The 25541-nt window shown below is 34.2% G+C and carries 20 protein-coding genes and 1 other RNA gene; 6 read left to right on the top strand and 15 right to left on the bottom strand.

Annotation, left to right across the window (positions count from 1 at the left end; translation table 11 throughout):
- Positions 1 to 1163 (top strand): type I restriction-modification enzyme R subunit C-terminal domain-containing protein (locus NLM59_RS11435; RefSeq protein ID WP_304417917.1); only part of this gene is annotated, 1163 nt, incomplete at its 5' end.
- A gap of 113 nt (positions 1164 to 1276) precedes the next feature.
- Positions 1277 to 3784 carry a DUF4268 domain-containing protein gene (locus tag NLM59_RS11430; RefSeq protein ID WP_304417916.1) on the top strand — a complete coding sequence of 836 codons (2508 nt, stop codon included), beginning with the start codon at positions 1277 to 1279 and terminating at the stop codon, positions 3782 to 3784.
- A gap of 152 nt (positions 3785 to 3936) precedes the next feature.
- Here NLM59_RS11430 and ssrA read toward each other — a convergent pair.
- The 4 genes from ssrA to meaB form a co-directional block, all read right to left on the bottom strand.
- Positions 3937 to 4339: a transfer-messenger RNA gene (ssrA, locus tag NLM59_RS11425) on the bottom strand.
- 68 nt (positions 4340 to 4407) lie between these two features.
- On the bottom strand, positions 4408 to 5448 hold the full coding sequence (locus tag NLM59_RS11420) for a phosphatase domain-containing protein (protein WP_304417915.1): 1041 nt from the start codon (positions 5446 to 5448) through the stop codon (positions 4408 to 4410).
- Entirely contained in the window at positions 5441 to 6301 is an 861-nt protein-coding gene (locus NLM59_RS11415) for a fructosamine kinase family protein (protein ID WP_304417914.1), read from the bottom strand. The genes NLM59_RS11420 and NLM59_RS11415 overlap by 8 nt, the downstream gene beginning before the upstream one ends.
- Positions 6298 to 7284: a methylmalonyl Co-A mutase-associated GTPase MeaB gene (meaB, locus tag NLM59_RS11410; RefSeq protein WP_304417913.1), complete on the bottom strand. Its 987-nt coding sequence runs from the start codon at positions 7282 to 7284 to the stop codon at positions 6298 to 6300. The genes NLM59_RS11415 and meaB overlap by 4 nt, the downstream gene beginning before the upstream one ends.
- Before the next feature lie 74 nt (positions 7285 to 7358).
- On the opposite strand from meaB, the gene lpxK reads away from it, so the two are divergent.
- Positions 7359 to 8399, top strand: coding sequence for a tetraacyldisaccharide 4'-kinase (gene lpxK, locus NLM59_RS11405; RefSeq protein ID WP_304417912.1), 1041 nt, complete (start codon positions 7359 to 7361; stop codon positions 8397 to 8399).
- The gene (locus NLM59_RS11400) at positions 8371 to 9183 is read left to right on the top strand and encodes a purine-nucleoside phosphorylase (protein ID WP_304417911.1); all 813 of its coding nucleotides are present in this window, start codon (positions 8371 to 8373) and stop codon (positions 9181 to 9183) included. Before lpxK ends, NLM59_RS11400 begins: the two co-directional genes overlap by 29 nt.
- Before the next feature lie 76 nt (positions 9184 to 9259).
- Here the strand turns inward: NLM59_RS11400 and NLM59_RS11395 are convergent, their stop codons facing one another.
- Positions 9260 to 9706 carry a universal stress protein gene (locus tag NLM59_RS11395; protein ID WP_304417910.1) on the bottom strand — a complete coding sequence of 149 codons (447 nt, stop codon included), beginning with the start codon at positions 9704 to 9706 and terminating at the stop codon, positions 9260 to 9262.
- Positions 9707 to 9799: 93 nt separating this feature from the next.
- On the opposite strand from NLM59_RS11395, the gene NLM59_RS11390 reads away from it, so the two are divergent.
- Positions 9800 to 10279, top strand: a complete 480-nt coding sequence (locus tag NLM59_RS11390; protein ID WP_304417909.1) for a C40 family peptidase — start codon at positions 9800 to 9802, stop codon at positions 10277 to 10279.
- On the opposite strand, the gene NLM59_RS11385 is transcribed toward NLM59_RS11390, so the two are convergent.
- The 10 genes from NLM59_RS11385 to NLM59_RS11340 all read right to left on the bottom strand — a co-directional run bounded on the left by NLM59_RS11385 (position 10276) and on the right by NLM59_RS11340 (position 24845).
- A complete protein-coding gene (locus NLM59_RS11385) occupies positions 10276 to 11796 on the bottom strand; it encodes a T9SS type B sorting domain-containing protein (RefSeq protein WP_304417908.1) in 1521 nt (506 codons plus the stop codon). The genes NLM59_RS11390 and NLM59_RS11385 overlap by 4 nt on opposite strands.
- Positions 11797 to 11964: 168 nt before the next feature.
- Complete coding sequence (gene aspS, locus NLM59_RS11380) at positions 11965 to 13722, bottom strand: aspartate--tRNA ligase (RefSeq protein ID WP_304417907.1); 1758 nt, start codon at positions 13720 to 13722, stop codon at positions 11965 to 11967.
- 108 nt (positions 13723 to 13830) lie between these two features.
- Positions 13831 to 14238, bottom strand: a complete 408-nt coding sequence (locus tag NLM59_RS11375) for an META domain-containing protein (protein WP_304417906.1) — start codon at positions 14236 to 14238, stop codon at positions 13831 to 13833.
- A gap of 4 nt (positions 14239 to 14242) precedes the next feature.
- Complete coding sequence (gene pheT, locus NLM59_RS11370) at positions 14243 to 16675, bottom strand: phenylalanine--tRNA ligase subunit beta (protein ID WP_304417905.1); 2433 nt, start codon at positions 16673 to 16675, stop codon at positions 14243 to 14245.
- A gap of 83 nt (positions 16676 to 16758) precedes the next feature.
- Positions 16759 to 17874, bottom strand: a complete 1116-nt coding sequence (gene dnaN, locus NLM59_RS11365; RefSeq protein WP_304417904.1) for a DNA polymerase III subunit beta — start codon at positions 17872 to 17874, stop codon at positions 16759 to 16761.
- 162 nt (positions 17875 to 18036) lie between these two features.
- On the bottom strand, positions 18037 to 19965 hold the full coding sequence (locus NLM59_RS11360) for a M1 family aminopeptidase (protein ID WP_304417903.1): 1929 nt from the start codon (positions 19963 to 19965) through the stop codon (positions 18037 to 18039).
- The gene (locus NLM59_RS11355) at positions 19962 to 20615 is read right to left on the bottom strand and encodes an alpha/beta fold hydrolase (RefSeq protein ID WP_304417902.1); all 654 of its coding nucleotides are present in this window, start codon (positions 20613 to 20615) and stop codon (positions 19962 to 19964) included. Before NLM59_RS11355 ends, NLM59_RS11360 begins: the two co-directional genes overlap by 4 nt.
- Positions 20612 to 21931: a tRNA (N(6)-L-threonylcarbamoyladenosine(37)-C(2))-methylthiotransferase MtaB gene (gene mtaB, locus NLM59_RS11350; RefSeq protein WP_304417901.1), complete on the bottom strand. Its 1320-nt coding sequence runs from the start codon at positions 21929 to 21931 to the stop codon at positions 20612 to 20614. Before mtaB ends, NLM59_RS11355 begins: the two co-directional genes overlap by 4 nt.
- Before the next feature lie 124 nt (positions 21932 to 22055).
- The gene (locus NLM59_RS11345) at positions 22056 to 23474 is read right to left on the bottom strand and encodes an L-serine ammonia-lyase (RefSeq protein ID WP_304417900.1); all 1419 of its coding nucleotides are present in this window, start codon (positions 23472 to 23474) and stop codon (positions 22056 to 22058) included.
- A 204-nt stretch (positions 23475 to 23678) separates the two neighbouring features.
- Complete coding sequence (locus NLM59_RS11340) at positions 23679 to 24845, bottom strand: M14 family zinc carboxypeptidase (protein ID WP_304417899.1); 1167 nt, start codon at positions 24843 to 24845, stop codon at positions 23679 to 23681.
- A 267-nt stretch (positions 24846 to 25112) separates the two neighbouring features.
- On the opposite strand from NLM59_RS11340, the gene NLM59_RS11335 reads away from it, so the two are divergent.
- Positions 25113 to 25541 (top strand): helix-turn-helix transcriptional regulator, encoded by a 429-nt coding sequence (locus tag NLM59_RS11335; protein ID WP_304417898.1) that lies wholly within the window; start codon positions 25113 to 25115, stop codon positions 25539 to 25541.

The raw sequence follows: 25541 nt of genomic DNA, 5'->3' as shown, positions 1-25541 counted from the left end.
ATATTTGTGATAATTTTGCTTTTTTCAATGAATTCCCAGACGGAATTCAAGCTCACACTTCTAAGACCTTATCCCAGAAAATATTTGATGCCAAGCTTAATATAGTTATGGCCATTCGTGAAAATGGGGATTCAACACCAGAGGAAGATGAATTGGCAGAATCTTACACCAACCAATTGCATGAAATGATTTCGAACCTAGACGAAAAGAGGTTTGAAGTTAGAAAGCATTGGCGCATGGTAAAGGATTTTAAAAGCAGAGAAAGATGGGATAATATCAGTGCAACCGATGTTCACGATCTTAGCGAAAACTTATCAGGATTAGCGCCTTACAACGAAACTGGAGATGAGTTAGCTAAAAGATTTGACTTGTTAGCCCTTAATTTTCAATTAGTCAAATTATCGGGTGATAAAAGTAAAGAAGAAGGCTATGTAAGACAAATCTATAACATTGGGAACAATCTTATCAAGAAAAGAAATGTACCCAAAGTCAAGGAGAAGTTAGAGCTAATAAAACAAATTCAAGAAGTTGAATTTTGGGAAAATACCAATGTGAATGTAATAGAAGACATTCGCATAGAATTAAGAGATTTACTAAAATTTATAGAAAGGGAAGAAGTAAAAACAGTCTACACAGACTTTGCCGATGAAATACAAATGAGCAAAGTGGAAGAAGTGGACATTATGCCTGCCTATACCAAACTAAGGAGTTATAGAGATAGAGTAGAAGCCTTTATTAGAAAAAACAAGTCACACTTGGTGATTGATAAACTTCATAAAAACATTCCAATTACGCCTATGGAGTTGGAGCTGTTAGAATCTTTTTTATTCAACGAAGAGCTAGGAACCAAAGAAGAATATGAAAGAGAATATGGTGAGCAACCATTGGGCAAGTTTATTAGAAGTATAGTTGGACTGGATATAGAAACAGTAAATCAGTTGTTTTCTAACTTCATTGAAGATAAAAACTTAAAACCAGTACAAATTACTTTTATTCAAACCTTGATTAACTATCTAAATCGTAATGGAACTTTAGACAAAAAACTACTAACTCAGCCACCATTTAATGAAGCCAGCGACAACGGCATCATTGGATTGTTTGATGATAGTAAAGTACGAGAGATAGTATCCATTATCGATAACGTGAATAGTAATATTGGATAGGAGGAGTGAGTATAATTTGTGTGACACTAGGCAATAAGTGCTAAGCTTTTCTGCAAAGAATACCCATGTTAAAACTAACCCCTTATTAAGCATAAAAAACCGAAAACAAAACTATGAAAGCAAACGAACTACCTATTAATACTTTTTTACAAGCTCCAAATGTGCAATTTGTAATTCCAGTGTATCAACGTAATTATGATTGGACGAATAGTGAATGTAAAGAGCTACTCAATGATATAATTGCTGTAGAAAAAGAAAATAGAGGAACGCATTTTATTGGTAGTATTGTTTTTATTCATGAAGGAACTTATAGTACAAGTGAGGTAAAAGAACTGGTTATCATAGACGGTCAACAAAGACTCACCACAATCAATATTTTGTATGTAGCCTTATATCGTTTTGCAAAGGAGAATGCTATGCAGCAAGAAGCCGATATGTTGCATAATATGTACTTAATAAATCAATATGTGCAAAAGGAGTCAAGTAAATTAAAGTTAAAGCAGACCGATACCAATTCATTAGCATTTAAAGCTATATTACATGGTACAGAAAATGAATTTGGGAAGTATTCTAACGTTATCGAGAACTTTAATTTTTTCAAATTAGCCATTACTAAGGATAGTTTTCACACGATACTTAATGGTTTAAAACGATTGATATTTGTTGAAATATCATTAGAAAGAGGTAAAGATGATCCACAAAGAATTTTTGAGAGTTTAAACTCAACAGGATTAGATTTATCTCAATCGGACTTGATTAGAAATTATATTCTAATGGACTTAGATCCAAAAAGTCAGCATAAAGTATTTGAACAAATATGGAATCCCATCGAGGAAAATGCTCGTGATTTAATAAAACAAAAATCTAAGGTTTCTGATTATATTCGAGATTATCTAACCCTGCGAAACAAAAAGATTCCTAATAAAAGTAAGGTTTATCTAGAGTTCAAGAAATTATATGCTATAAAAGATGAAGCCTATCACCAGGAGCTAGAAAATATAAAATCACTTTCTACACATTACAAGAAATTTATAAATCCGTCTACGGTACAAGATCCTAACTTAAGAAGAGAGTTAGAATACATTTCACGTTTAGAAATTAATGTTGCGTACCCATTTCTATTGCAGGTCTTTGAAGATGCTGATAATGGATTGATTACAAATGAAGAATTAATTAAAGTTTTAAAACTTATTCAGACCTATACTTGGAGAAGGTTTGTAGTTGGACTACCTACCAATGCACTGAATAAAATCTTTATGACATTGTATTCAGAAGTAGATACGGAGGAATATTATGATTCAATCGCATTAGCTCTAGTTACAAAACGAGGAAGTGCTAAATTTCCGACAGATGAGGATTTAAAAACGGCTTTAAAGGATAAAGACCTTTATAATATTCAGTCAAAAAATAGAAACTATATGTTCGAATTATTAGAGAATTTTAATAATCGTGAACATGTAGATACTTCTAATGATAAAATTACGGTTGAGCATATTTTCCCTCAAAATCCAAACGAAGAATGGTCTAAAGATATAACCCCAGATGACTACTTCTTGTTTAAAGAAAAGTATATTAACACGATTGCTAACCTTACCCTGTCGGGTAACAATGGAGCATTAGGAAACAAGTCTTTTTCTGCTAAAAAAGAAATGAACCGACATGGTGCAGAACAGGGGTATATCTATAGTAGGCTTTGGCTCAATGATTTTTTAAGATCTATTGATAGTTGGGATATAGCTAATTACGAGGAGCGATTCGATATAATATATGATAGGTTTTTAAAGATATGGGAATACCCAGATGTAGTTATACCAGTTTCAGAAAATACAGAAGAACAAAATATCTTTGAAGCAGATTCACCTACCTACAAAAAATTAGAGTATTTTATTTTTGAAAATACAAAAGTTGATGAAGAGATAATTTCTCGAATGTACTATTATATTATTGAAAAGCTATACGAGAAAAACGCACAACTATTATTAGGGGCTATAGATACGTTCAAAATTACTAGAAATCCCTCTGATTTTAGATCTGCACAAGAGGTATTAAGCGGTTATTACGTAGAAGCTAATATAGATAGTAATTCAAAGTTTAGTATTCTTAAAAGACTTCTTACATTATTTGAAATGGAAGATGATCTTATTATAAAATACGCTGATAGCGATAACCCTATAGGTTCAGTTCCAAATAGGTACACGGTTAGAAAAACGTATTGGAAGCAATTATTACCGCAAATAAATAATACAGATTTATATAATAATGTTAACCCTACTAAGGATCATTGGTTAAGTGCAGGTGCTGGTATCAGTGGATTAAGATATACATTAGTAATTACAGGTAAATATGTAAGAATAGAACTAGGCATTTCTAGTTCAGAGAAAGCAAAGAATAAGCGTTACTTTAATCAACTTCTCAGCAAAAAAGAGAGTATAGAAGAAGCTTTTGGAAGACCTTTAGAATGGGAAGAATTAGCTGAGCATAAGATGAGTCGTATAAAATATGAAATGACGGACGTAAGTTTGTATGATGAAAACGATTGGGAAAAGATGAATCAATTCATCGTTGAATATTTACCTAGATTTGAAAATGCTTTACAGAATGCTATCAAAGATTTAAAGTAATAAACATTTCTATTCATGAAATCATGAATTGTAGATTAAATAACTTGAATATAAGTGTAAATTATTTTTATCGAAACAAAAACACCCACTTTTACCAAAACTGGGTGTAAAAGTGGGTGTAATAATTGTAACTCTTTGATAATGAGTTGAAATTGTGGAGTCGGCGGGATTCGAACCCGCGTCCAAACAAGGAAGTAATAAACCTTCTACATGTTTAGTCTTTTCTTTAATTTTCGTGTGCAGCTTGGGTAAAGACACCCTGGCTAACACCTTAGTTCCAAAAATTTCGAATAAAAGTCGGAACTCCTTTTATTCTATCTCCGTATTTCTGTGCCCTAGATTCGGAAGCCACGGTGAGCGGGCGTCCGTAGGACATTTAACGTCCCTACCTTGTAGGGATAACGCCAAGACTTACTATAATTCAGTCGATTAGGCCGCTAAAGCGTAATTGTTGTTGCCAGTTAAAAAGTTGAAATGTCTGTTTAGCGTGAGTGCATAACGTTTCACGACATGCTTATCTACTAATTCGGCTTGCTGTCTAAACCAGTCGACCCCTTTTGTTCAATGAACTTCTTCCACCTTTGTGGATCAGCATGCAAAGTTACAATTTCTATACCATTAATCTAGTGTGTATGCTTTTTTTCTTGAAATTTAAGGATGTCAGACGAATGTTCAATTAAATGAATTGGCGCTTCTGGATGCTTTTCAATCATTTCCAATACACGAGCGTTTTTCTTGGCTTTATCGCCTCGAATATATATATGATCGATTCGGTTGCTGTATTTGGTAAAAAGCTCTAAATAAATATCGGTATCACTTTCTGTAGCATCTCCAATTAAGATAAAATTTTGTTCCTTATAGAATTCTAATAAATGCTCTAAGGTATTCATTTTGTGATTTCTAAAGGCTTTCAATTCATCCCCAAATTTTAATCCAAAGTCTCTTAAAAATAGAGGTCCCATTGGTATGTTTTCAAGTTTTAAGAAGTTGTGCAACATGTCATATAGGTTCCACGGGCTATTGCTTAAATAGAAAATTGGGTTGACTTTTTTACCTTCTTTGTTTAAGCTTAAAGTATGTAAAACCTCAGAAATATCCTCAAAAGGCATACGCGTATGAACATTTTTAAACAAAGTATTATACAGCATTTTAAGCTTTAAAAACGAATTAACGTTGGTTACCAGAACTGTGTCATCAATATCCGACACAATGACATGTTCGGTGTCGCGATGCGGCAATAGGATTCCAATGGTGTTTTCTACAGTTTCACCTTTTTCATTCTTGAAGTTGGGTGTCATAATATGTGCAGAATCCCATTCCAGAAACTCACCATCCGTTGGTTCTTGTTCGATATCCAATTCAACTTCAAAATAACCATCGTCGTCGGTATAAGTTTCAATGATCTGTTCTTGATAAGTAATAATCACTTTGGCAAATTTTGCTTCATCGGAGGCAAAACTCTTGAGATTATTAATCAGATTATCTAGCGTGGAATTTTCTTCCATTTCAATGATTCTTTCATCTTCCAGAACACGTCCTTTGATATGGATTTTGTGCTGATTGGCGTAGGAGAGGTAAGGTCGAATCCTCATAGGATCTTCGTCGAACAACTCTTTGGCAAAAGATTTTACCTCGAACCATGATTTTTTTAAAAACTTATCCATTGAAATATTTTTCTTTGATGTGTTGAACTTGTGGCAAGTAACTTCTACCAAATATATTAAGATGAATTAATAAATAATAATATTGCGCTAGTTCTATTTGAGTGTCCCAGTTTGATGTATCTTCTGTGTTTTCTCGATAGGCTTCAAAGAATTCCTCATCAAAACCACCAAATAACTTGGCCATCCCAATATCCATCATTGGATGTCCGTAGTAAACAGCTGGATCTATTAAAGCAATTTTCCCTTCAGCATTAATGATATAGTTTCCATTCCATAAATCTCCATGAATCAAAGAAGATTTAGTTTTAATAAATTCATTTTCAATAACTTGTGTAAAATCTTTTTCTTCAGGAATCTCATCTTTTGAAATTAAATTTTGTTGAACAGCTAATTGATATTGAGGAAGAATACGATGTTTCCAATAAAACTGTGACCATGAAGTTTCAGGTTGATTGACTTGTGTTAAAGTTCCAACCCAGTTATCAGATTCAAAACCAAACATTGCTGCTTGATGAGCATGTAAATGTGCCAAATTTTCTCCGAACTCTTTAAATGTAGAAGAATTTGCCCTTCCCGAAGGAATGAATTCCATCAGTAAATATGCGAAACCCCCAATTGAACCAATGCCAAGAACTTCAGGAATAATAAAGCTTTGCGTGTTCCTTAAAGTATTTAAACCAATTTCTTCAGCTAAGAATAAATCAATTTTATCACTCGTATTTAATTTTAAAACTAAATCTCCTTGATTGGTGTTTAATTTATAAACTTGTGAAATGCTACCACCCGAAAGTGGCTCATGTTGAATGATTTTAAAGTTAAATGTATCTTCTAAAGTCCGAAAAACTTCCATCATAGACTCGGAAAGTTATCTTCAATCAGTTTTTGTGCAATTTCAAAAGGCGTAACCTCATCTTTTTCTAAAGCTTCTCTATTATCCTCAATTTCCTTTTGAAGAACCGTTTTTTGCTTTAATTTCTTAAGAATTAATTCTTCTAAGTAATCATCAATGCGCAATAGTTTTTGTTCTTGACGCATTTTTTCAAAATATCCATTGCTTTGGATTAATTGATAATACTCCAATATTTTATCCCAAACTTCGTCGATACCGAGATTTGCAAAACCACTTCCTTTAAGGATTTTACGTTTCCATCCTGAATCTTTTGACGGCAGAAATTGCAGTGAACGATGCATATCCATTTTTGTATCCTGAACGATTTTTGGATCGTATAAATCGGTTTTATTAAGAAAAATAACATCTGCCATTTCCATGATGCCACGTTTAATCCCTTGTAAATCATCGCCAGTACCAGAAACCTGAAGGAATAAAAAGAAATCTGTGATATAGTGTACTAGAGTTTCGGACTGACCAACACCCACTGTTTCTACCAGGATTACATCAAAACCGGCAGCTTCGCATAAAAGTACAGCTTCGTAAGTGCGCGCCGTAATTCCACCAAGACTTCCGCCCGTAGCAGTTGGACGAATAAAAGCTTGGTCGGATTTAGAAAGATCTTCCATTCGGGTTTTGTCTCCCAAAATACTTCCGCCTGACAAAGAGCTGCTCGGATCTACCGCCAAAACTGCTACTTTTAAGTTCTGACGAATTAAAAACATACCAAAAGACTCTATAAATGTACTTTTACCCGCACCAGGAACGCCAGTAATAGCAATTCTCTTGGCTTTACCGGTGTAGGGCATTAGCTCGTGAATGAGTTTCTGAGCAAATAGTTGATGTTCTTCTTTCTTGCTTTCTGCATAGGTGATAGCACGACTTAGGGCCGTTAAATTACCAGCTCTAATTTCAGCAGATATGTCGGGAATTGATGTAAAGTTCAAAACTTATTAAAATTATCTTAATAACTCTTTTGCTAAGATATAATTTTAAATAGAAAGGCAATTATCTTTGCAGGATGAATTGGCGAAAATTATTGTTACCCTTTTCCCTTGTTTGGTGGATTATTACGGGTACTAGAAACACGATGTATAGTGCTGGCATATTGCCGTCAAAGAAGTTTAACAAACCGATTATCGTAATTGGTAATTTATCTGTGGGTGGAACAGGTAAGTCACCTCATGTGATGCATGTTTTAGATATTTTAAGAAATTTCTATAGCGTGGCATCCTTGAGTCGAGGCTATGGTAGGCGTACCAAAGGCTTTAGAGTGGCTAATTATGACTCCACAGCTTCTGAGATGGGAGATGAGCCAATGCAATTTTTCAATCGATTCAAGAATAGAATTATTGTTGCAGTAGGAGAGGATCGTGTTCAATCTATCAAGGAGTTGTTTAAGTTGTTCAGGTTAGATGCAGTTGTATTAGATGATGCATTTCAGCACAGAAAGCTTAAATCTGATATGAATATTGTTTTGACAGATTATAGTCATCGTTATACCAAAGATTATTTATTGCCTGCAGGTAATTTGAGAGAATCTAGACGTAATGCTAAGCGCGCTCAAATCATTATTGTCACCAAATGTCCAGATGATTTACCGGAGGAAGAAAAGAAGCAGATTCGTAAGGAATTAAAACCTACACCTAAGCAGCATATTTTCTTTTCACGAGTGAAATATGCCGATCAATTAGAGCATAGAGAGTTTCCAATATCATTAGAGAAATCAAGACATATGAATGTTTTGAGTATTACAGGAATTGCTTCTCCACAGCCTTTTATAGATTATTTAAAAGCTAACTTTAATCAAGTAAGAGAATTAAATTTCCCAGATCACTATGTGTTTAAGGAAGATGATGTAAGAGATATTGTTACGGCTTTCAACCAAATCGAAGGAGAAAAAATTATTCTAACCACTGAAAAGGACTACATGAGATTACGCCATGAGTATTCGATTGTGGATAATTTATATTATCTTCCCATTTCAATTGAAATTGACAAAGAAGAAGAGTTTAATCATTTAATATTTAGTTATGTACAAAGTTTTCGAAGCGGCAACTGATTACCTAAAAGCAAAATTTACGGAGGGTACTCCTGAATTTGCGATTGTTTTAGGGTCAGGTTTAGCGAAACTTAAAGATGAAATAGATGCTATCACCAAGATACCTTATCAAGATATTCCAGATTTCCCACAAACTACGGTTAAAGGCCATAGCGGAGAATTAATCTACGGAAGATTAGAAGGAAAATTGGTTCTTTTGATGGCTGGAAGATTCCATTATTATGAAGGATATACTATGAAGGAAGTTACATTTCCATTCAGATTATATCATTTATTAGGGATTAAAAATTTAATTGTTTCGAATGCATCGGGTGGTGTAAATCCGGACTTTAAAGTGGGTGATATTATGGTGATTACAGATCATATTAATATGTTCCCAGAGCATCCATTGCACGGACCTAATTTAGATAAGTTTGGGCCTAGATTCCCAGATATGTCTAAGGTGTATGATAGAGACTACATTAAAACTTTTGAAGATGTAGCAGCTCAAGAAGATATCAAAATTCATAAAGGTGTTTATCTTGGATTACAAGGGCCTACTTTTGAAACTCCATCTGAATATGGAATGATTCGCATTCTAGGTGCTGATGCTGTAGGAATGAGTACAGTGCCAGAAGTGATTGTAGCTAGACACCAAGGAATGCGTATTGCTGCTTTATCTGTTATTACTGATTTAGGAGGGCCTGATATTGCTTATCCTGTTTCGCATGAGGAAGTATTGAATGCAGCTAATGTTGCGATGCCACATGTGGTGAAATTAGTAAAAGGTTTGGTAAGAGCTTAATTCTTTAAAACTTATAACAAAAAAAACTCCTTTGACTTTAACATCAAAGGAGTTTTTCTATTGAATAAAACTTAAATTATTTCTTCTTTTTCTGATTAGGAATCACCACGATTGGAATTTTAGCATCCTTAATCACATCTCTACAAACACTACCAACAAAGGCTTCATAAAGTGTTCCATGACCTTTTGAGCCAATCACCATAGCATCTGCATTAACTTCGTCAGCCTGTTCTAAAATAGTATCCACTGGAATTCCTTGCTTCACCATAGATTCCACTTCAACTCCTTCGGCCGCAACAATCTCTTGTAGCTTGGTTAGTTCTTTGGCATCTTCTTCCAAAGCTGTTTTTTCTAGTTCAGGCAAATATTGAAAGCCAACATCGCCAATAATAAAGCCAATGTCTAAACTCACAACATGTAGTAAAATGAGTTTGCCACCAGATATTTTCGCCACCTTAACAGCTTCCATGGCTATTTCATGGGAAAAGGGAGATAAATCGACAGGAACGAGGATAGTTTTCATTATATTGATTTTTAATATTATTAAAGTTACGATATTTTTCTAATATCCACACTAAGATTGCTTTGATGGTTTATTTGAATTAAATTTGCCTTTATGCAGATAAAATTTACTTCTTATTTAGTTTTTGTTTTAATTTTCTTGGCTTCTTGTGGTACAGTGGGTAAAAAATCCAAAGTGGATAATTCGGTCACCGGTAGAGCCAAAACCGTTTTACAGGAGGCACATTCGTATATGGGAACGCCTTATAAATATGGAGGTGTAACCAAAAGAGGAATGGATTGCTCTGGTTTAGTTTTACAATCTTATAAGAAAGTAAATATTGATTTGCCGCGAATTACGCGTGATCAGGCAAAGCATGGAATGAAAGTGAAATTAAGAAATGTGCAACCTGGTGATCTATTGTTTTTTAATACTTCTGGAAGTAAAATTTCCCATGTAGGAATTGTAGATCATATTAAAAATGGAGAAATCTTTTTTATCCACGCTTCAACTTCCAAAGGTGTGATGGTAAGTTCTTTAGAGAACACATATTGGAAGCCAAGATTTGTTAAAGCTATCCGATATTTACATTAATTTCTTTTAATCGTAAGCGAGCCTCTGATAGTTCTGCCATCGTTTACTTCTATTAAATACCAATATTCACCCGAAGCTAAAGGTCTACCTTTATTCGTTCCATCCCATGCAAATTCAGAAGAATTTTCAGGAATGGTGTGTGTGTACCTTTGTACGCCTAATTGATCATAAATACTGACTTTAGTATCAGGATAATGTTGTAAACCTCCAATATACCAAGTGTCATTCATGCCATCATTATTGGGTGTAATCACATTGTAAATCTTAAAAATAGCATAAGGGACCTCCTTAACAATACAGTTTAAATGGTTCTTTACATAAATAACACCTTCTCCAACGTCCACATTATTAAACACGGGTTGAGCTTGATAATTTATATTATCGATAGAGTAGGTGTAGTCACTTTGATTCCAAATATCATATAATCTAACACTACCTGCTTGATCATTTACTTCCATTTTGTATTTAAACTCAATATCAGAAAGGATATAAGGAAAAGCTTGACTATTTCTACATCCTGTTGAAGACATTGCGCGTACTGAGTAGTATGCCTCGGGCATATCATCTGTAATATTCAAACTAGCTTGGGTTTGTCCCACCATGGCTACACCATCTTGATACCATTGATAGGATGTTGGAATAAAATCTCCTAAACTCACCGCCGATAATCTTAGATTTTCTGAACAAGCAGCTCCAGAAGCTTCTAATATAAAATCTTCACTCTTTTTTTGAATGCTCACATTATCATAAGCTAAGATTTTTGTTCCAAAGGTTTCATAATAAGTGTAAGGTATGCCAGAAGCCAATCCGATGATGATTGCTGTTATATCTTCTTCAACAGTAAATTCCATGCTTAACTTTTGCCATTCATGTTTGGGATAAAATGGCACACGAGTTAATTCGCTCCAATCCTCGTGAAAATCAGGATATCTTGCATAATCTAAATCGAAGTTCCTCAGGTTTCCATTTTTACCATACAGTCCGATATCAAGTTGCGGCCAATCAACATTATCATTTTGATTAAGTCTATAAATGAAAAAAGAAAAAATATAAGTATTGCCTGGCGTAAGTGCTTGATCTAAGTTAATTCCAAAGAAATCCTTATAAAAATCTACATATGTTTGGTCACCGCCATTAGCTAAACTAGTAAGCTTACTTTGCGTAGATACCACGCCTTTTCCCGAAGGATAGGGATAAGCAGGAATTTGAGTAAAAGCATCCCAATGATGATAACTCGCTCTTGCGAAATGAATATCATATGAATTGGTAGGGTTGATCCAATTTGTGGCTAAATGAATTTGTTCTGGACCGGAAGGTAGTTCTTCATATTGCTCAAAATCCCCATTAGGAATTAGGTTTTCATTTTCAACGCATTCACAATCTGAATCATTTAAATCAATAAAGCCATCCCCATCATCATCAATTGCGTTTGTACAATTCTCTTGTGCTTGGAATAGCACCGAAATGAAAAGAAAACATAAAAAGAGTACAAACTTCAAAGCCTTATATATGAGCACAACTTAGTGAATTTTAATTAGAATATCTTTTAAAAATTAAATTTAGTGTTAAGAAACTATAAATAACTTACTTAAATAATAACTTAGAGTTAAGTTTTAAATATAAAAAAGGAGTGCTTATTCTTAAATTAAAAACAAGCACTCCTTTTAAGTGTATTATTTATGATCTTAAGATTTTATGTCCTTAACATCGATATGTAATTCTTCTAATTGAGAAGCGTCAATACTTGCTGGTGTATTAATCATAACATCACGTCCTGCGTTGTTTTTCGGGAATGCGATATAATCACGAATTGTTTCAGAACCATCTAAAATTGAAACTAAACGGTCAAATCCGAAGGCGATACCACCATGTGGAGGAGCTCCATATTCGAAAGCATTCATTAAGAATCCAAACTGTTTTTGAGCTTCTTCTTTAGTGAAACCTAATAAATCAAACATACGAGATTGTACGTCTTTGTTGAAGATTCTGATCGAACCACCACCGATTTCGTTACCGTTTAGAACTAAATCATAAGCATTAGCTCTAACTTCTCCTGGATTACTTTCTAACAAAGCAATATCTTCAGGTTTCGGAGAGGTGAATGGATGGTGCATTGCATGCCATCTGTTGGTTTCTTCGTCCCATTCCAATAGAGGAAAATCTACAACCCAAAGTGGAGCAAACTCTTCTGGATTTCTTAAATCAAGACGTTTTGCCATTTCCATGCGTAATTCACTCAATTGCTTGCGCGTACTGTTAGCGTCACCGGCCATCAATAACATTAAATCACCTGGTTTAGCATCCATTTTCTCTGCCCAAGCTTTTAAATCTTCTTCAGAGTAGAATTTATCTACCGACGATTTAAAAGTTCCGTCTTCGTTATATCTAGCCCAAACCAATCCATTTGCACCAATTTGTGGACGTTTTACCCAATCGATTAAAGCATCTACTTGTTTTCTTGTGTAACTAGCGCAACCTGGAGCTGCAATACCAACGATAAGTTCTTGTGCATCGAATACATTGAAGCCTTTACCTTTAGCTAAGTCGTTTAACTCAGCGAATTCCATCCCAAAACGAATATCTGGTTTGTCGTTACCATAGCGACGCATAGCATCTGCATACGTCATTCTTGGGAATTTATCGATTTCTACACCTTTCACTTCTTTTAAAAGATGTCTAGTCAAACCTTCGAAAATATTTAAGATATCTTCTTGCTCAACAAACGCCATTTCACAGTCTATTTGTGTGAATTCTGGTTGTCTATCAGCTCTTAAATCCTCATCTCTAAAGCATTTTACGATTTGATAGTATTTATCTAAACCGCCCACCATCAATAATTGCTTGAAAGTTTGAGGTGATTGAGGTAGGGCATAAAACTGACCTGGATTCATTCTGGATGGAACAACGAAATCTCTAGCACCTTCTGGCGTAGATTTAATTAAAACAGGCGTTTCAACTTCAATAAAACCATCATTAGCCAAATAGCTTCTTACTTCTTGAGCTACTTTAGAACGAAAGATTAATTTATTTTTAACCGGGTTTCTACGAATGTCTAAATAGCGATATTGCATACGTAATTCTTCGCCACCATCGGTTTCATTTTCAATAGTGAATGGAGGTAATTTAGCCTCGTTTAAGATTTCAATTTCTTTGATTAAGATTTCAATTTCTCCTGTTGGAATATTAGGGTTCTTAGAAACTCTTTCGATTACTTCTCCCTTAACACGTACCACATACTCGCGACCAAGTTTTCTTGCTTCTGCAAATAATTCTTCGCTGGCTCTATCTTCGTCTACCACCAATTGCGTAATTCCGTAGCGATCCCTTAGATCGATCCACATCATAAAACCTTTGTCGCGGATGGTTTGAACCCAACCACTTAAAGTTACGTTTTCGCCTACATTATTGATATTTAATTCACCGTTGGTATGTGTTCTGTACATTTAATCTGAATTTTGGATAGCAAAAATAACCTTTTCTATATTGGATAAAAACAAAACCGCCGAAATAATTATTTCGACGGTTCTAATCTTGTTATATATTTTTAAAAATTACCTTTTAAAGTGTAAGTAAAGCAATTTTCCTTTGTATAAGTATAAATTGTTTCCTTTGATTTCGAATCTATCTACACTTTCTAAAAGTCGCAAAAATTCTGTTTCTGTCTCTAAATCAGGACAAGCTCTCTTGGTAGCATAAATACCACTAAAAGTGATTTGATCTTCTGATTTATAGTAATCACCACCATAGTAGTTACAACCTGCAAAGCCAGAAATTTTATTGTCTTCTTCTAGTCCAAACGAAATGCTGATAGGCTCGTCGTTCATCCCAATTTGATCTGCATTATCGTTCTGTAATGTCCATTGGTTTTTAAGACCTGCATCTGCTGTAATTTTGTTTACCGTTCCACAAGAGAATAATAGTAACAATAAGCTAGCTAATAATAAATGTAGTGCTTTCATAATTCTAGGTTCTAAGTTCTGCTTTAAGTTCTTGTTTAAGCGAATTAACAACTTTTTTCATTAATTTATCAATTTGCTTATCGTTCATTGTTTTGTTTTCGTCTTGTAAATTTATGCTAATAGCATAAGATTTCTTGCCCGCTGGAAGTTTATCTCCTTCGTAAACATCAAATAAATTAACGTTTTTAATTAAATTATCGTCTGTTTTCTTTACTAAATTTTCGATTTCTTGATAAGTAATTTCTTTGTCCAGTAGCAATGCTAAATCTCGTCTTACCATTGGGAATTTAGAAATTGAACGATATTTCAACTTAGCTTGTTGCTGTACAAGTTTAATTACATCCTTAACATAAATTTCTGCGTAAAGAACTTCTTGATCTATATCGAACTTCTTTAAAACTTTCTTTGAAATTTTACTTAAATGTGCAATTTTTTGTCCATCTACTAAATAATCAACTCCATTTTCTTCGTAAGAGGTGTGAGCTGCTTCTAATTGAACGCCAGTCACTTTCAAGCGTCTAAAGATTTGATTAATCAGTCCGCTTACTTGTAAGAAACTTACTTTCTCACGTTTTTGAGTCCAGCTTTCTTTATTCCAATTACCAGCGATTACAATTCCTAAAGTTATAGCTTCATGGAATTCCCCGTCGATTTTTTGATAAGATTTCCCAAGCTCGAATAACTTGATTTGATCTTTTTTACGCTTAATGTTGTAATCCACATTTTCTAATAAACCAGGTAACAAACTTCTACGCATTACTGTAAGATCAGCGCTTAAAGAGTTGATAATATCTACTGATTTCTCGTCTTCTAAATCAAGCCATTTGTTGTAATCATCTTTATGCATAGAAAGATTCATAGCTTCATAGAAACCTTGATCTACAAGCATATTGGCCATAGTATTTTCAATGGTATCCTCTGGGAATCCGTTTCCTGGAACAATAGCCACAGAAAGCTTTTCTGGGTTTCCGATTTTGTTAAATCCATAGATACGCATGATTTCTTCTATCAAATCAGCCTCTCTCTGAACATCCACACGATAAGCCGGAATCTCTAATTCCAAGATATCATTGGTTTCCGTAAGAATCTCGATTTCTAAAGAATTCAGAATTTCCTTAATCGTTTCTCTATGTAACCTTTCGCCAATTAAACTATCGATTTTTCTATAATTTAAAATCGCTTTATGGTTTTTGATTGGAGTAGGATAGTGGTCGATAACTTCTCCTATAACTTCAGCGTTTGCTAATTCAGAAATTAACTCAACCGCCATTTCTAATGCCTTGATGGTGATATTAGGATCAATCCCTCTCTCAAATCTAAAGGAAGAATCACTATTAATATGATGAGCTTTAGAAGTTTTTCTAACAGAAACAGGGTCAAAATAAGCACTTTCTAAGAAAATGTTGGTCGTTTCCGCTGTTACAGATGAATCTAAACCACCCATAACACCACCAATAGCAATTGGATTTTCAGTGTCACAGATTAAAAGTTCAGTTCCGGCTAATTTTCTGTCGACTTTATCTAAAGTAGAAAATTGTGCATCCTTATAAACACCTGATTGAACAATGATTTTGTTACCTTTAATTTTATCAGCATCAAAAGCATGCATGGGTTGACCTAAAGAATGAAGAATATAATTAGTAATATCTACCACATTATTTAATGGAGATAAACCAATAGCTTTTAATCTATCTTGCAACCATTTAGGAGATTCAGCAACTTTTACGTTTTTCATCGATATCCCCGCATATCTTGGACAGTTTTTCGTATCCAAAATCTCTACGCTAATAGGATTCGCATCTTTCGAAGTAGGAACTTTTTTAAAGTTTTTGTTGATTTTTTCTGCTGATAACTTTCTGTTTTTCAAAGCAGCATATAAATCTCTCGCAACACCAAAATGGCTCATTGCATCTGCGCGATTCGGTGTTAAACCAATCTCAAAAACAGTATCAGAAGTCGTGTCGATGATGTCGGCTAGGGGAGTTCCAGGAACTAAATCTGAATCCATTTCCCAAATTCCTCCATGATCTTCGCTTAGACGTAATTCTTTTTTAGAGCAAATCATTCCGTTAGAAGATTCACCTCTCAATTTCATCTTTTTAATTTCGAATTCGCCTCCTTTGCCATCTTTGATGATTGCACCTGAAGTTGCCACAGGAACTTTTTGTCCAAGTGCCACATTTGGCGCTCCACAAACAATCTGTTCTACGTTTCCGTTACCTAAGTCAACTTTGGTAACTTTTAATTTATCAGCATTGGGATGTTTTTCGCATGAAATAACTTCTCCAACAACAAAATTCTTTAAATCTTCTTCCTGAATTCCAACTACTTCTGTTCCTTCTACTTCTAAACCAATATCGGTAAGAATCTCGGAAACTTTGTCGGTTGATAAATCAGTGTTTATAAAATCTTTTAACCAATTATAAGAAATCTTCATCTGGTAGTTTTATAATATGAAACGCTGTTTTGAAACTTCAAAACAGCGATATTTTTTAATTAATGTTTCAGTTTAAAATTCAATTATGCAGATAACATAAGTGGCATCACCAACATAAGGATTTCTTCGCCTTCCTCTAATCCATCAAGCGGACGAATAATTCCGGCACGATTAGATTCTGACATAGAAAGTGTAATATCCTCACTTTGTAGGTTGTTCAACATTTCTGATAAGAATTTAGCGTTAAAGCCAATCTGCATATCATCACCGTTGTAGTCACACATTAAGTTTTCAACAGCTTTGTTCGCGAAATCAATATCTTCTGCACTGATTGTCAACTGATTTCCTGTAATTTTAAGTCTAACTTGGTGAGTAGATTTATTTGCGAAAATCGCAACACGACGTAGAGAATTCAAGAACATATTACGGTTAATCGTTAATACATTCGGGTTTTCTTTAGGAATTACAGCATCATAAGCAGGATATTTACCATCGATTAATCTACAAGTAAGACTAATGTTTCCTGTTGTGAAAGATGTATTGATATCATTGTATTCAACCACAACTTCTTCGCCCATTGGGAAGATGTTTTTGATTAAATTCAATGGCTTTTTAGGCATAATAAAGTGTGAACCATCTTGTGCTTCAACATCAGAGCGGGTATATTTAACCAGTCTGTGTGCATCGGTTGCCACGAAGTTACATTGCGCATTATCCCACTGAAAGAAAACACCCGTCATAACAGGTCTATGCTCGTCAGTTCCGGTAGCGAACAAACTTTTGTTAATAGCTTCGATTAAGATATCTGAGCTAATAATAGTTTTAGTTGCCTCATCAACAGTTGGTGTTTCTGGGAAGTCATCTGCAGACAAATAAGCTAGCTCATAATTACCTTGTTCAGAAACAATTTCTAACTGTCCATTTCCTTTATCTAAAAAGGTAAGTGGTTGGTCTGGAAAAGTTTTTAAGGTATCTAATAACATTTTTGCTGGAACACAAATGCTTTCAACGTCTTCTGAGTCAACAGTTAACGTAGTAGTAACAGTTGTTTCTAAATCAGATCCAGTAATCTTAAGGTTCTGTTGATCTAATTCAAACAAAAAATTATCTAAAATAGGCATGGTGTTCTGATTGTTGATGACACCACTTATGGTTTGAAGATGCTTTTGTAAATGCGAACTCGCTACGATAAACTTCATGAATTATTTTTCTATTTGATGTAAAAACAAAAATAAGTTATTTAAGGCAATTTCGGTAATTAAATGCAAAAACTTATTAAGGATACTCAGACTTAATATCTCAAAAGCCTATAACTAATAAAAAATTAGGGCCTGTGTAGATTCACTAGCCTTAAAATCGTGTTACTTTTTAATGAATTTCTTCGTTTCTTTTCTATCCGTATAACTAACTTCAATAAAATAAGTCCCTGGTGCCAGACTCTGAACATAGATATCAGCCTCTCTATCGTTGATTTGCTTATTTAAAACCAACCTAGCACTTGCGTCTAAAATTTGAATTTCTTGAATCACTTCCGGAGCTAATAAATGTAATTGTGAAACCACAGGATTAGGGTAGAGTTGAAGCTCTAACGCCTCATTTGGAGTGATATCCGTAGTGTTCAAAGTTGCGTTATAAACATAGGTAAGAATATCTTGATTGGGATTTAACTCATAGCTTGAAAAATTAACAGGTAAATCCTCTAAATAAAATACTTGATCATTTTGAGTCAGGTTTAACCTTCTAATTTCTGAAGAACCATCGCTAGAAATCAATTCAATTTCAATTTCTGTTTCAAAGAAATCTACAGATTCGTGACTTGGAATTTGAGAAATTGTTAAGGCTGCTGTATGATTATTTTGGTCATAATCCATTTCTACAGACATATACGGAAAACCTTCTCCATAAACCCAATCTGCAAAAAACTCATTTAAATCCAATCCGCTTTGAGCTTCCATATGATTTTGTAGATCTGGCGTGGTTGCAAATCCATAGGCCAATAAAGGATCGTTTAAATAATTTTGAAGTGCTTGATAAAAATCCTCATCGCCCAATTTAAATCTAAGCATGTGAACTACCATAGCGCCTTTGTAATAACTCAATCTAGAATTGAAAATTCTGTTGTCTGAAACAGCTTGAGCAGGTGGTATATAGACAGATCCATCATCTTGTGACATCACAAAATTATTTCTACTTAGCTTCCATTGATAGAAGAATTCTTCTCCATACAACTGACGTCTTAGTAAGCCTTCTAAATAAACTGCAAAACCTTCATTTAACCACACATCCGACCAAGTTCCACAAGTTACTTTGTTACCAAACCACTGATGTGCCAATTCGTGGGCTGTTAATGAGGTTTCAAAATGGATTTGAGAAGACATGGTAGAATGTTCCATTCCGCCACCCCAATTCCACTGAGCGTGACCATATTTTTCGTTCTTATATGGATAATCACCGACTAAATCCGAGAAAAACTCTACATAATAAGGAACAGCATCCAATTGAGTTTGAACTTCGGACGTTAATTGCTCCGGATAAACATAATTAATAATAGGAACTGTTGTTCCGCTAACATTTGCCGTGTTATTATATTCAACATAATTAGACATGGCAATACTTACTAAATAAGCCGGAATAGGATATTCAGTTCTCCAATGTGTGGTTTTAAGGCCATTTCCTAAATTTTCTTCAGAAATTAAAAGTCCATTGGAACCAACTTTGTAAGCAGCAGGATGCGTAACCTTAATATCTACCACATCTGCTTTGTCTTTTAAATTATCAATACCTACCCACCAAGTAGAGGCGTAGAAAGGCTCACTCAAAGATGAAACAATCGGAACTCCGTCATGAAATTCTTTCGTTAAGGCAATTGAATTTGAAATATTCGCTTGATAAGTTATACTTAGTTCAACAAGATCTCCTATCGATTTAGTTTCATTGAGTTGAACATTAATCCCATTCGATGTTCGAGTAAAAGAAAGAGGAATGTCTCCATCTTGTAAAGCACTTTCGATGTTTAAATTACTCTGAGCATCAAGGCTCACCTGATTTGTTTCCTCTAGCATAATGAAATTTACTTTAGAAATTCCAGTAAAATTATCCAAGGAGGAATCAAATATAAAGTTTAAGTCATAGGATGTAACATCTATTAATTCAGGTGATTGCATTCTGTCATGCAATTGAGTAGGAGAGAGTCTATGACCTTTAGATTCTATATTGGCGATAACTTCGGGCGACTGAGCCAAAAGGATATTGGCGCATCCGAAGATTAAAAAGTAAAGTAAAATTTTCATTTATTGAGATATTGGTGTAGCAATGTAGTTACTTCTTTAGGTTTCTGCAAAACCATAATATGAGTTCCATTTTGAATCAAATCGGCTTCGTTCATCAAATATTTATGTGGAAACACAATGTCTTTAGTTCCATGCATTTGATATAAACCATTAATTTTCTCTACAGATGGACGCCAATTTACAATTTTATCGATAGACCATCTTAAATAATAAGGATCTTTATAGGTAAAGAATTCATCTAAGCCTGGCATTTTTGGGTTATATAATTTTCTGAAAAATGCATAAGAAATTAGCTTATCAGAAGTGAAAAACCGCATAGGAATGGCTCTATGGGCAGCAGTTCTAGAAGATAGCTTCATGTACTTGGGCATCTGTTTTCGATTTTGTACAGAAGATATTAAAATGGTCTTTTCAGGATTTACATATTTATTTAATTCCTGAACGATGATTCCTCCAAAAGATAACCCAACAAGGGCAAAATCCTCGTTTACATTTATTTCATCTGCAAATCTTTGAACATAATGATCTAGTGATTCTCCGCGCTCGGGTAAATTCCATTCAATGAATACAGGCTCAAAATCCTTTGAGATTTTTAAGTTTTTAAAAGCTCTTTGATTTGCACCTAATCCACTGAAGAAGTAAATTTTCATGCAGGTTGCAATAATTGAACGTCTACAATTCCATCTGGATTTAACATCACCAATTCAACCTCCATCAATTGATTGATTAAAGATTCATCATATGGAGTTTGAACTTTCACATAGTTCTCTGTGAAACCATGCATCATTCCGTTTTTATTATCTGATTCCCATACCACTTTTCGTGTAGAACCTAATTGAGATTTATAGAATGCCATTCTTTTCTTTTCAGATAAAATCCTAAGCATTTTATTTCTCTTTTTACGCTCACTCATGGGCACAACACCATCAAAATGAATCGCTTCGGTGTCGTCACGTTCTGAATAAGTAAATACATGTAAATAGCTAATATCCAGCTCGTTTAGGAAGTTGTAAGTTTTAAGGAATTCTTCGTGAGTTTCACCTGGAAAACCTACAATTACATCCACACCAATACAAGCATGTGGCATCACTTCTTTGATTCTAGCAACACGCTCTTTATATAATCCCGTTAAATAACGACGCTTCATTTTCTTCAAAATGTTATCGCTACCAGATTGTAATGGAATATGGAAGTGTGGAACAAATCTTTGGCTGGTAGAAGTGAAGTCGATGAGTTCATTCTTCAATAAATTAGGTTCAATAGAAGAAATTCTCAATCGATGAACCGAAGTTTCTGCGTCCAATCTTTCGCATAACTCCATAAAAGTGTTTTCGTGTTTTTTATTACCGAACTCGCCTTTACCGTAATCGCCGATATTCACACCCGTTAATACAATTTCTTGAATTCCTTGATCTGAAATTTCTTGAGCTTTATTTAAAATATTCTCAACAGAATCTGAACGTGAAATCCCTCTAGCTAAAGGAATTGTACAATAAGTACAAACATAGTCACAACCATCTTGAACTTTTAAGAAGGCTCGGGTTCTATCACCAATAGAGTAGGCGCTTTCGTAGAAATCAGCTTCCTCGATTTCACAAGAATGCACCTGCGCTTGATCTGCTTTATCTAAGCTAGATAAAAAAGAAACAATATTAAATTTCTCTTTTGCACCTAAAACCAAATCAACGCCAGGTAGTTCAGCGATTTCTTCTGGTTTCAATTGTGCATAACAACCTACCACGACAACAAAACCTTCTGGATTTGCTTTCAAGGCCTTCTTGACAATACGTTTACATTCGTTATCAGCGTTTTGTGTCACCGAACAAGTGTTGATAACATAAACATCTGCCTTCTGATCAAATTCCACCGTCTGATACCCGCCCTGAACTAGATTTCGAGCGATGGTAGAGGTTTCCGAGAAATTTAATTTACATCCTAAAGTGTAAAATGCTGCGCTTTTTTGCATTCGGCAAAGATACGAAGATTTAGATTTTAATTAAAATGCTTAAAATTAATTTTATACAAATAAAAAAGCCCTAGAAAATTATTGTTCTAGAGCTTAAATTTTATAATGTATATTATTTAATTACTTAACAATCAGCCATTTTAACACTCACTGCCAAACCGCCTTCTGAGGTTTCTTTATACTTGGTATTCATGTCTTTAGCCGTTTCCCACATGGTTTCAATCACGTTATCTAAGCTGACTTTAACATATTCTTCATCGTGATCTAGTGCTAATTCAGCTGCATTAATGGCTTTAATCGCTCCCATAGAATTTCTTTCAATACATGGAATTTGAACTAAACCGGCAATCGGATCACAAGTTAAACCTAAATGATGTTCCATTGCAATTTCAGCTGCGTTTAAGCATTGAGCTGGTGTTCCACCTCTTAAATCACAAAGAGCTGCTGCTGCCATCGCCGAAGAAACACCAATTTCTGCTTGACAACCACCCATAGCTGCTGAAATCGTTGCATTTCTTTTGAAAATACTTCCAACAACTCCTGCTGTTAACAAGAAACGTTTAATTCTTGGGAAGGCTGCTTTGTGATTTTCTACCGTTAAATAGAATAGGAGTACAGCCGGAATTACACCCGCAGAACCGTTGGTTGGAGCTGTTACAACTCTTCCTAAGGCAGCATTTACTTCATTAACTGCAATGGCATAAGTTGAAACCCATTTAAAAATTTGACGATAGGTCATTTTCGTATTTCGAATGCTGGCAACCCATTCTTGAGGCGTTTCATATTTTGCTTCCTCAGTAACCAACTTGGAATACATATCAAAAGCACGTCTTCTAACATTTAAACCACCCGGTAAAAATCCTTCAGAATGACAACCTATATATATAGACTCCAACATTACCTTCCAAATTTCTTTTAAATCGCTATCGATTTGTTCTGCATAACGAACGGTTAGCTCATTTTGCATAACTAATTCTGGGATAGAAAGTCCTTGATCTTTACAATGTTGCAGTAATTGAGCTGCATTATCTGTGGGATATGGGAAATCTTTATTATCAGATAAATCTACTGTTTCTGAAGTTTCTTCTTTAGTAATAAATCCACCACCAATAGAGTAAAATGTTGATTCATAAACTCCTGAATCATGTTTTGCGAAAAATTTCATTCCATTGGCATGATATGGTAAAAATTCTCTATCAAAATGAATATCAGACCATTCGAATGGGATTTCTCTTTCTTGGTTTAAGAAAACAGACTTATTGGTTTTGATTTGTTCAATACTATTTTCAATTTCTTCGATAGGAATCGTTACTGGATCATAGCCAGATAAACCAAGCATAACCGCTTTATCGGTAGCGTGGCCAATTCCCGTTAAAGAAAGAGAACCATATAAATGAATTTCTAATCCAGAAACTTTATCAAATAAATCCTCATCTTTAAGTTCTTGAATAAATTCTTGTGCAGCGCGCCAAGGTCCCAAGGTATGTGAACTTGATGGACCAACGCCGATTTTAAGCATATCGAAAATGCTGATATGTTTCATACATCATAAATCTAGTGTGTAGCAAATATATCTAAAGTAAATAGATTTATAATAATATGTTTCAAAACTTGAATTATATGGTTAAAGTCTTAATTTCAAGTGGAATGCATTAAATCTGAATATTAGAAAATAACCCTATAATTTATATTATGTTAAATTTCGTTTTCTGAAATAGTAATTATTACCATCCTTATATATAAACCATCATCTTGTACTCCATGATGTGGTTTTTGCACCATTTACCACATTCCATTCCCCAATTTGGAAATCTGCTGAGTTTCCGATTTCTGGATAAATATTCGATTCAGATTTAAATACGCGATTCTCAGCATGATATTCGTCATGTCCAAAATAATCTGATAAATCTCCGACTTCAACGATTTCTGCTTTGAACGAAATTTCTTCTTCGTTTTCTAATACTTCTCGATACAAGATTCCGATATCAACTTTGGAACTGTGTTTAGCATTTTCAATTTTTACATCTCTATAAATTATATCCAATGCTTTTTGGGAATTCATCGGTGTGTTATAATAATAGTCTGACTTGTCTATTAAATGTTGTTGTTTAATAATTGCCTCAAAAGCTTTGAGTATCGCAAAACTGGTAAACCTACGAGTTTGAACTCTCTTGTAATCATTTGGGAAATGACCACATTCAATCAAGATGGTTGGATATCCTAGTTTCTGAAAATTATCTCCAGTTGCTTTTGGGTAAAACTCATCACTGAATCTAGCCATTTGATGTGGTAAGAAATCTTGTAACCCTTCAATAATACAAGAGATTAGCTGAATTGCCTTTCTTTGACTGGTTGATATAGCGCCAGTGCTATCCGTTACAGGCGCTAAAAACGATAAACTCGCTGGATGATTCGAGTTTTTTGGATGAAATATAGTTCTTTGATCATGTAAATTGAATAGAAAATCATAATCCCATTTCACAACTAGTTCTTTGAGAGTACGCATTTCAGGAGATTGAGATTCAACAAAGTCTCTGTTTATATCGATATTAGCTGCATTTCTTCGCGTATACTTTTCCGCTCCATCTGGGTTAAGTTGTGGAATAAAGTGAATTTCTAGTTGTTGCTCAATAATATTATATAATGTTTCATCTTCATGTAATAACTTCCAGATATCAAACATAGCACGTGTAGCTGTAGATTCATTACCGTGCATTTGAGACCAAAGCAGAATTTTGGTTTTACCCTTCCCTATATTCAATTTATAAATAGGACGATCTTCAAACGAACTTCCAATGACTTCAAAAGAATATGAATTTTTAAAAATTAATTCCTCAACTCTGGTTGCAGGTAAATATCGGTTAGGTAAATCCTCCTTCCAATTTTCGTAGTTAGTCAAAACTGTGTCAATCATAAATTAAAGATAAATCTTTATTGTCTATTTACAAATGTAATTACAATTGTAAACAAGTGAATTTAGACTCATTTGTGAATACATTTAATGCATGACAAGAAGTCAGCTAATGTTATATTAAAATATAGAAAGTAAAACCACAAACATCAAGTATGTCAAAATGAGAGTATTATGTATTCTTATGTAAAAAGAATGTTTAGATTTACTTTAAGTGTTTTGAATTGAGATTATTAAAAGTAATTTTAAAATAAGTTTTATATTTGTAACATGGATTACAGGAATATAATCGAAGAAATTTTAGAAGTTTACAATATTAATGCTTCTGAACTTGCAGATAGAATCGAAGTTCAGCGATCAAGTATCTCGCATATTCTTTCTGGAAGGAATAAGCCTAGTTTAGATTTTTTAATAAAAGTTAAAGATGAGTTTCCTGAGCTTAGGTGGGATTATCTTTTATTAGCTAAGAAGCCCATGACTGAAATCGAGTCAGCTCAGATAAATAGAAAGATTGAACCTTTGTTTGCGGAAGAAAAGGAAGAAGAATCAAAGCCTCCACTCCACTCTAGTGTTCCAGGTGTTAATCCTGTTGCTGAAAAAGCTGATGAAGTAGATTCTCAAAGCACAAAAAAAACCAGATCAATTACTAAAATTGTCTGGTTCTATGATGATAATAGTTTTGAAGTATTTGAAAACTAA

The organism is Profundicola chukchiensis (genome assembly GCF_029664245.1).
In the GTDB taxonomy this organism is placed as follows: Bacteria; Bacteroidota; Bacteroidia; order Flavobacteriales; family Weeksellaceae; genus Profundicola; species Profundicola chukchiensis.
This window is presented reverse-complemented; position numbering and strand designations above follow the sequence as displayed.

Excerpts from the sequence above, each read along its gene's own strand:
- NLM59_RS11415 (WP_304417914.1), bottom strand. The coding sequence starts at position 6,301 with ATGATGGAAGTTTTTCGGACTTTAGAAGATACATTTAACTTTAAAATC.
- aspS (WP_304417907.1), bottom strand. The coding sequence starts at position 13,722 with ATGTACAGAACACATACCAACGGTGAATTAAATATCAATAATGTAGGC.
- NLM59_RS11395 (WP_304417910.1), bottom strand. The coding sequence starts at position 9,706 with ATGAAAACTATCCTCGTTCCTGTCGATTTATCTCCCTTTTCCCATGAA.
- NLM59_RS11390 (WP_304417909.1), top strand. The coding sequence starts at position 9,800 with ATGCAGATAAAATTTACTTCTTATTTAGTTTTTGTTTTAATTTTCTTG.
- pheT (WP_304417905.1), bottom strand. The coding sequence starts at position 16,675 with ATGAAGATTTCTTATAATTGGTTAAAAGATTTTATAAACACTGATTTA.
- NLM59_RS11335 (WP_304417898.1), top strand. The coding sequence starts at position 25,113 with ATGGATTACAGGAATATAATCGAAGAAATTTTAGAAGTTTACAATATT.
- dnaN (WP_304417904.1), bottom strand. The coding sequence starts at position 17,874 with ATGAAGTTTATCGTAGCGAGTTCGCATTTACAAAAGCATCTTCAAACC.
- lpxK (WP_304417912.1), top strand. The coding sequence starts at position 7,359 with ATGAATTGGCGAAAATTATTGTTACCCTTTTCCCTTGTTTGGTGGATT.
- NLM59_RS11345 (WP_304417900.1), bottom strand. The coding sequence starts at position 23,474 with ATGAAACATATCAGCATTTTCGATATGCTTAAAATCGGCGTTGGTCCA.
- NLM59_RS11340 (WP_304417899.1), bottom strand. The coding sequence starts at position 24,845 with ATGATTGACACAGTTTTGACTAACTACGAAAATTGGAAGGAGGATTTA.
- NLM59_RS11360 (WP_304417903.1), bottom strand. The coding sequence starts at position 19,965 with ATGAAAATTTTACTTTACTTTTTAATCTTCGGATGCGCCAATATCCTT.
- NLM59_RS11355 (WP_304417902.1), bottom strand. The coding sequence starts at position 20,615 with ATGAAAATTTACTTCTTCAGTGGATTAGGTGCAAATCAAAGAGCTTTT.
- NLM59_RS11400 (WP_304417911.1), top strand. The coding sequence starts at position 8,371 with ATGTACAAAGTTTTCGAAGCGGCAACTGATTACCTAAAAGCAAAATTT.
- mtaB (WP_304417901.1), bottom strand. The coding sequence starts at position 21,931 with ATGCAAAAAAGCGCAGCATTTTACACTTTAGGATGTAAATTAAATTTC.
- NLM59_RS11430 (WP_304417916.1), top strand. The coding sequence starts at position 1,277 with ATGAAAGCAAACGAACTACCTATTAATACTTTTTTACAAGCTCCAAAT.
- NLM59_RS11420 (WP_304417915.1), bottom strand. The coding sequence starts at position 5,448 with ATGGATAAGTTTTTAAAAAAATCATGGTTCGAGGTAAAATCTTTTGCC.
- NLM59_RS11375 (WP_304417906.1), bottom strand. The coding sequence starts at position 14,238 with ATGAAAGCACTACATTTATTATTAGCTAGCTTATTGTTACTATTATTC.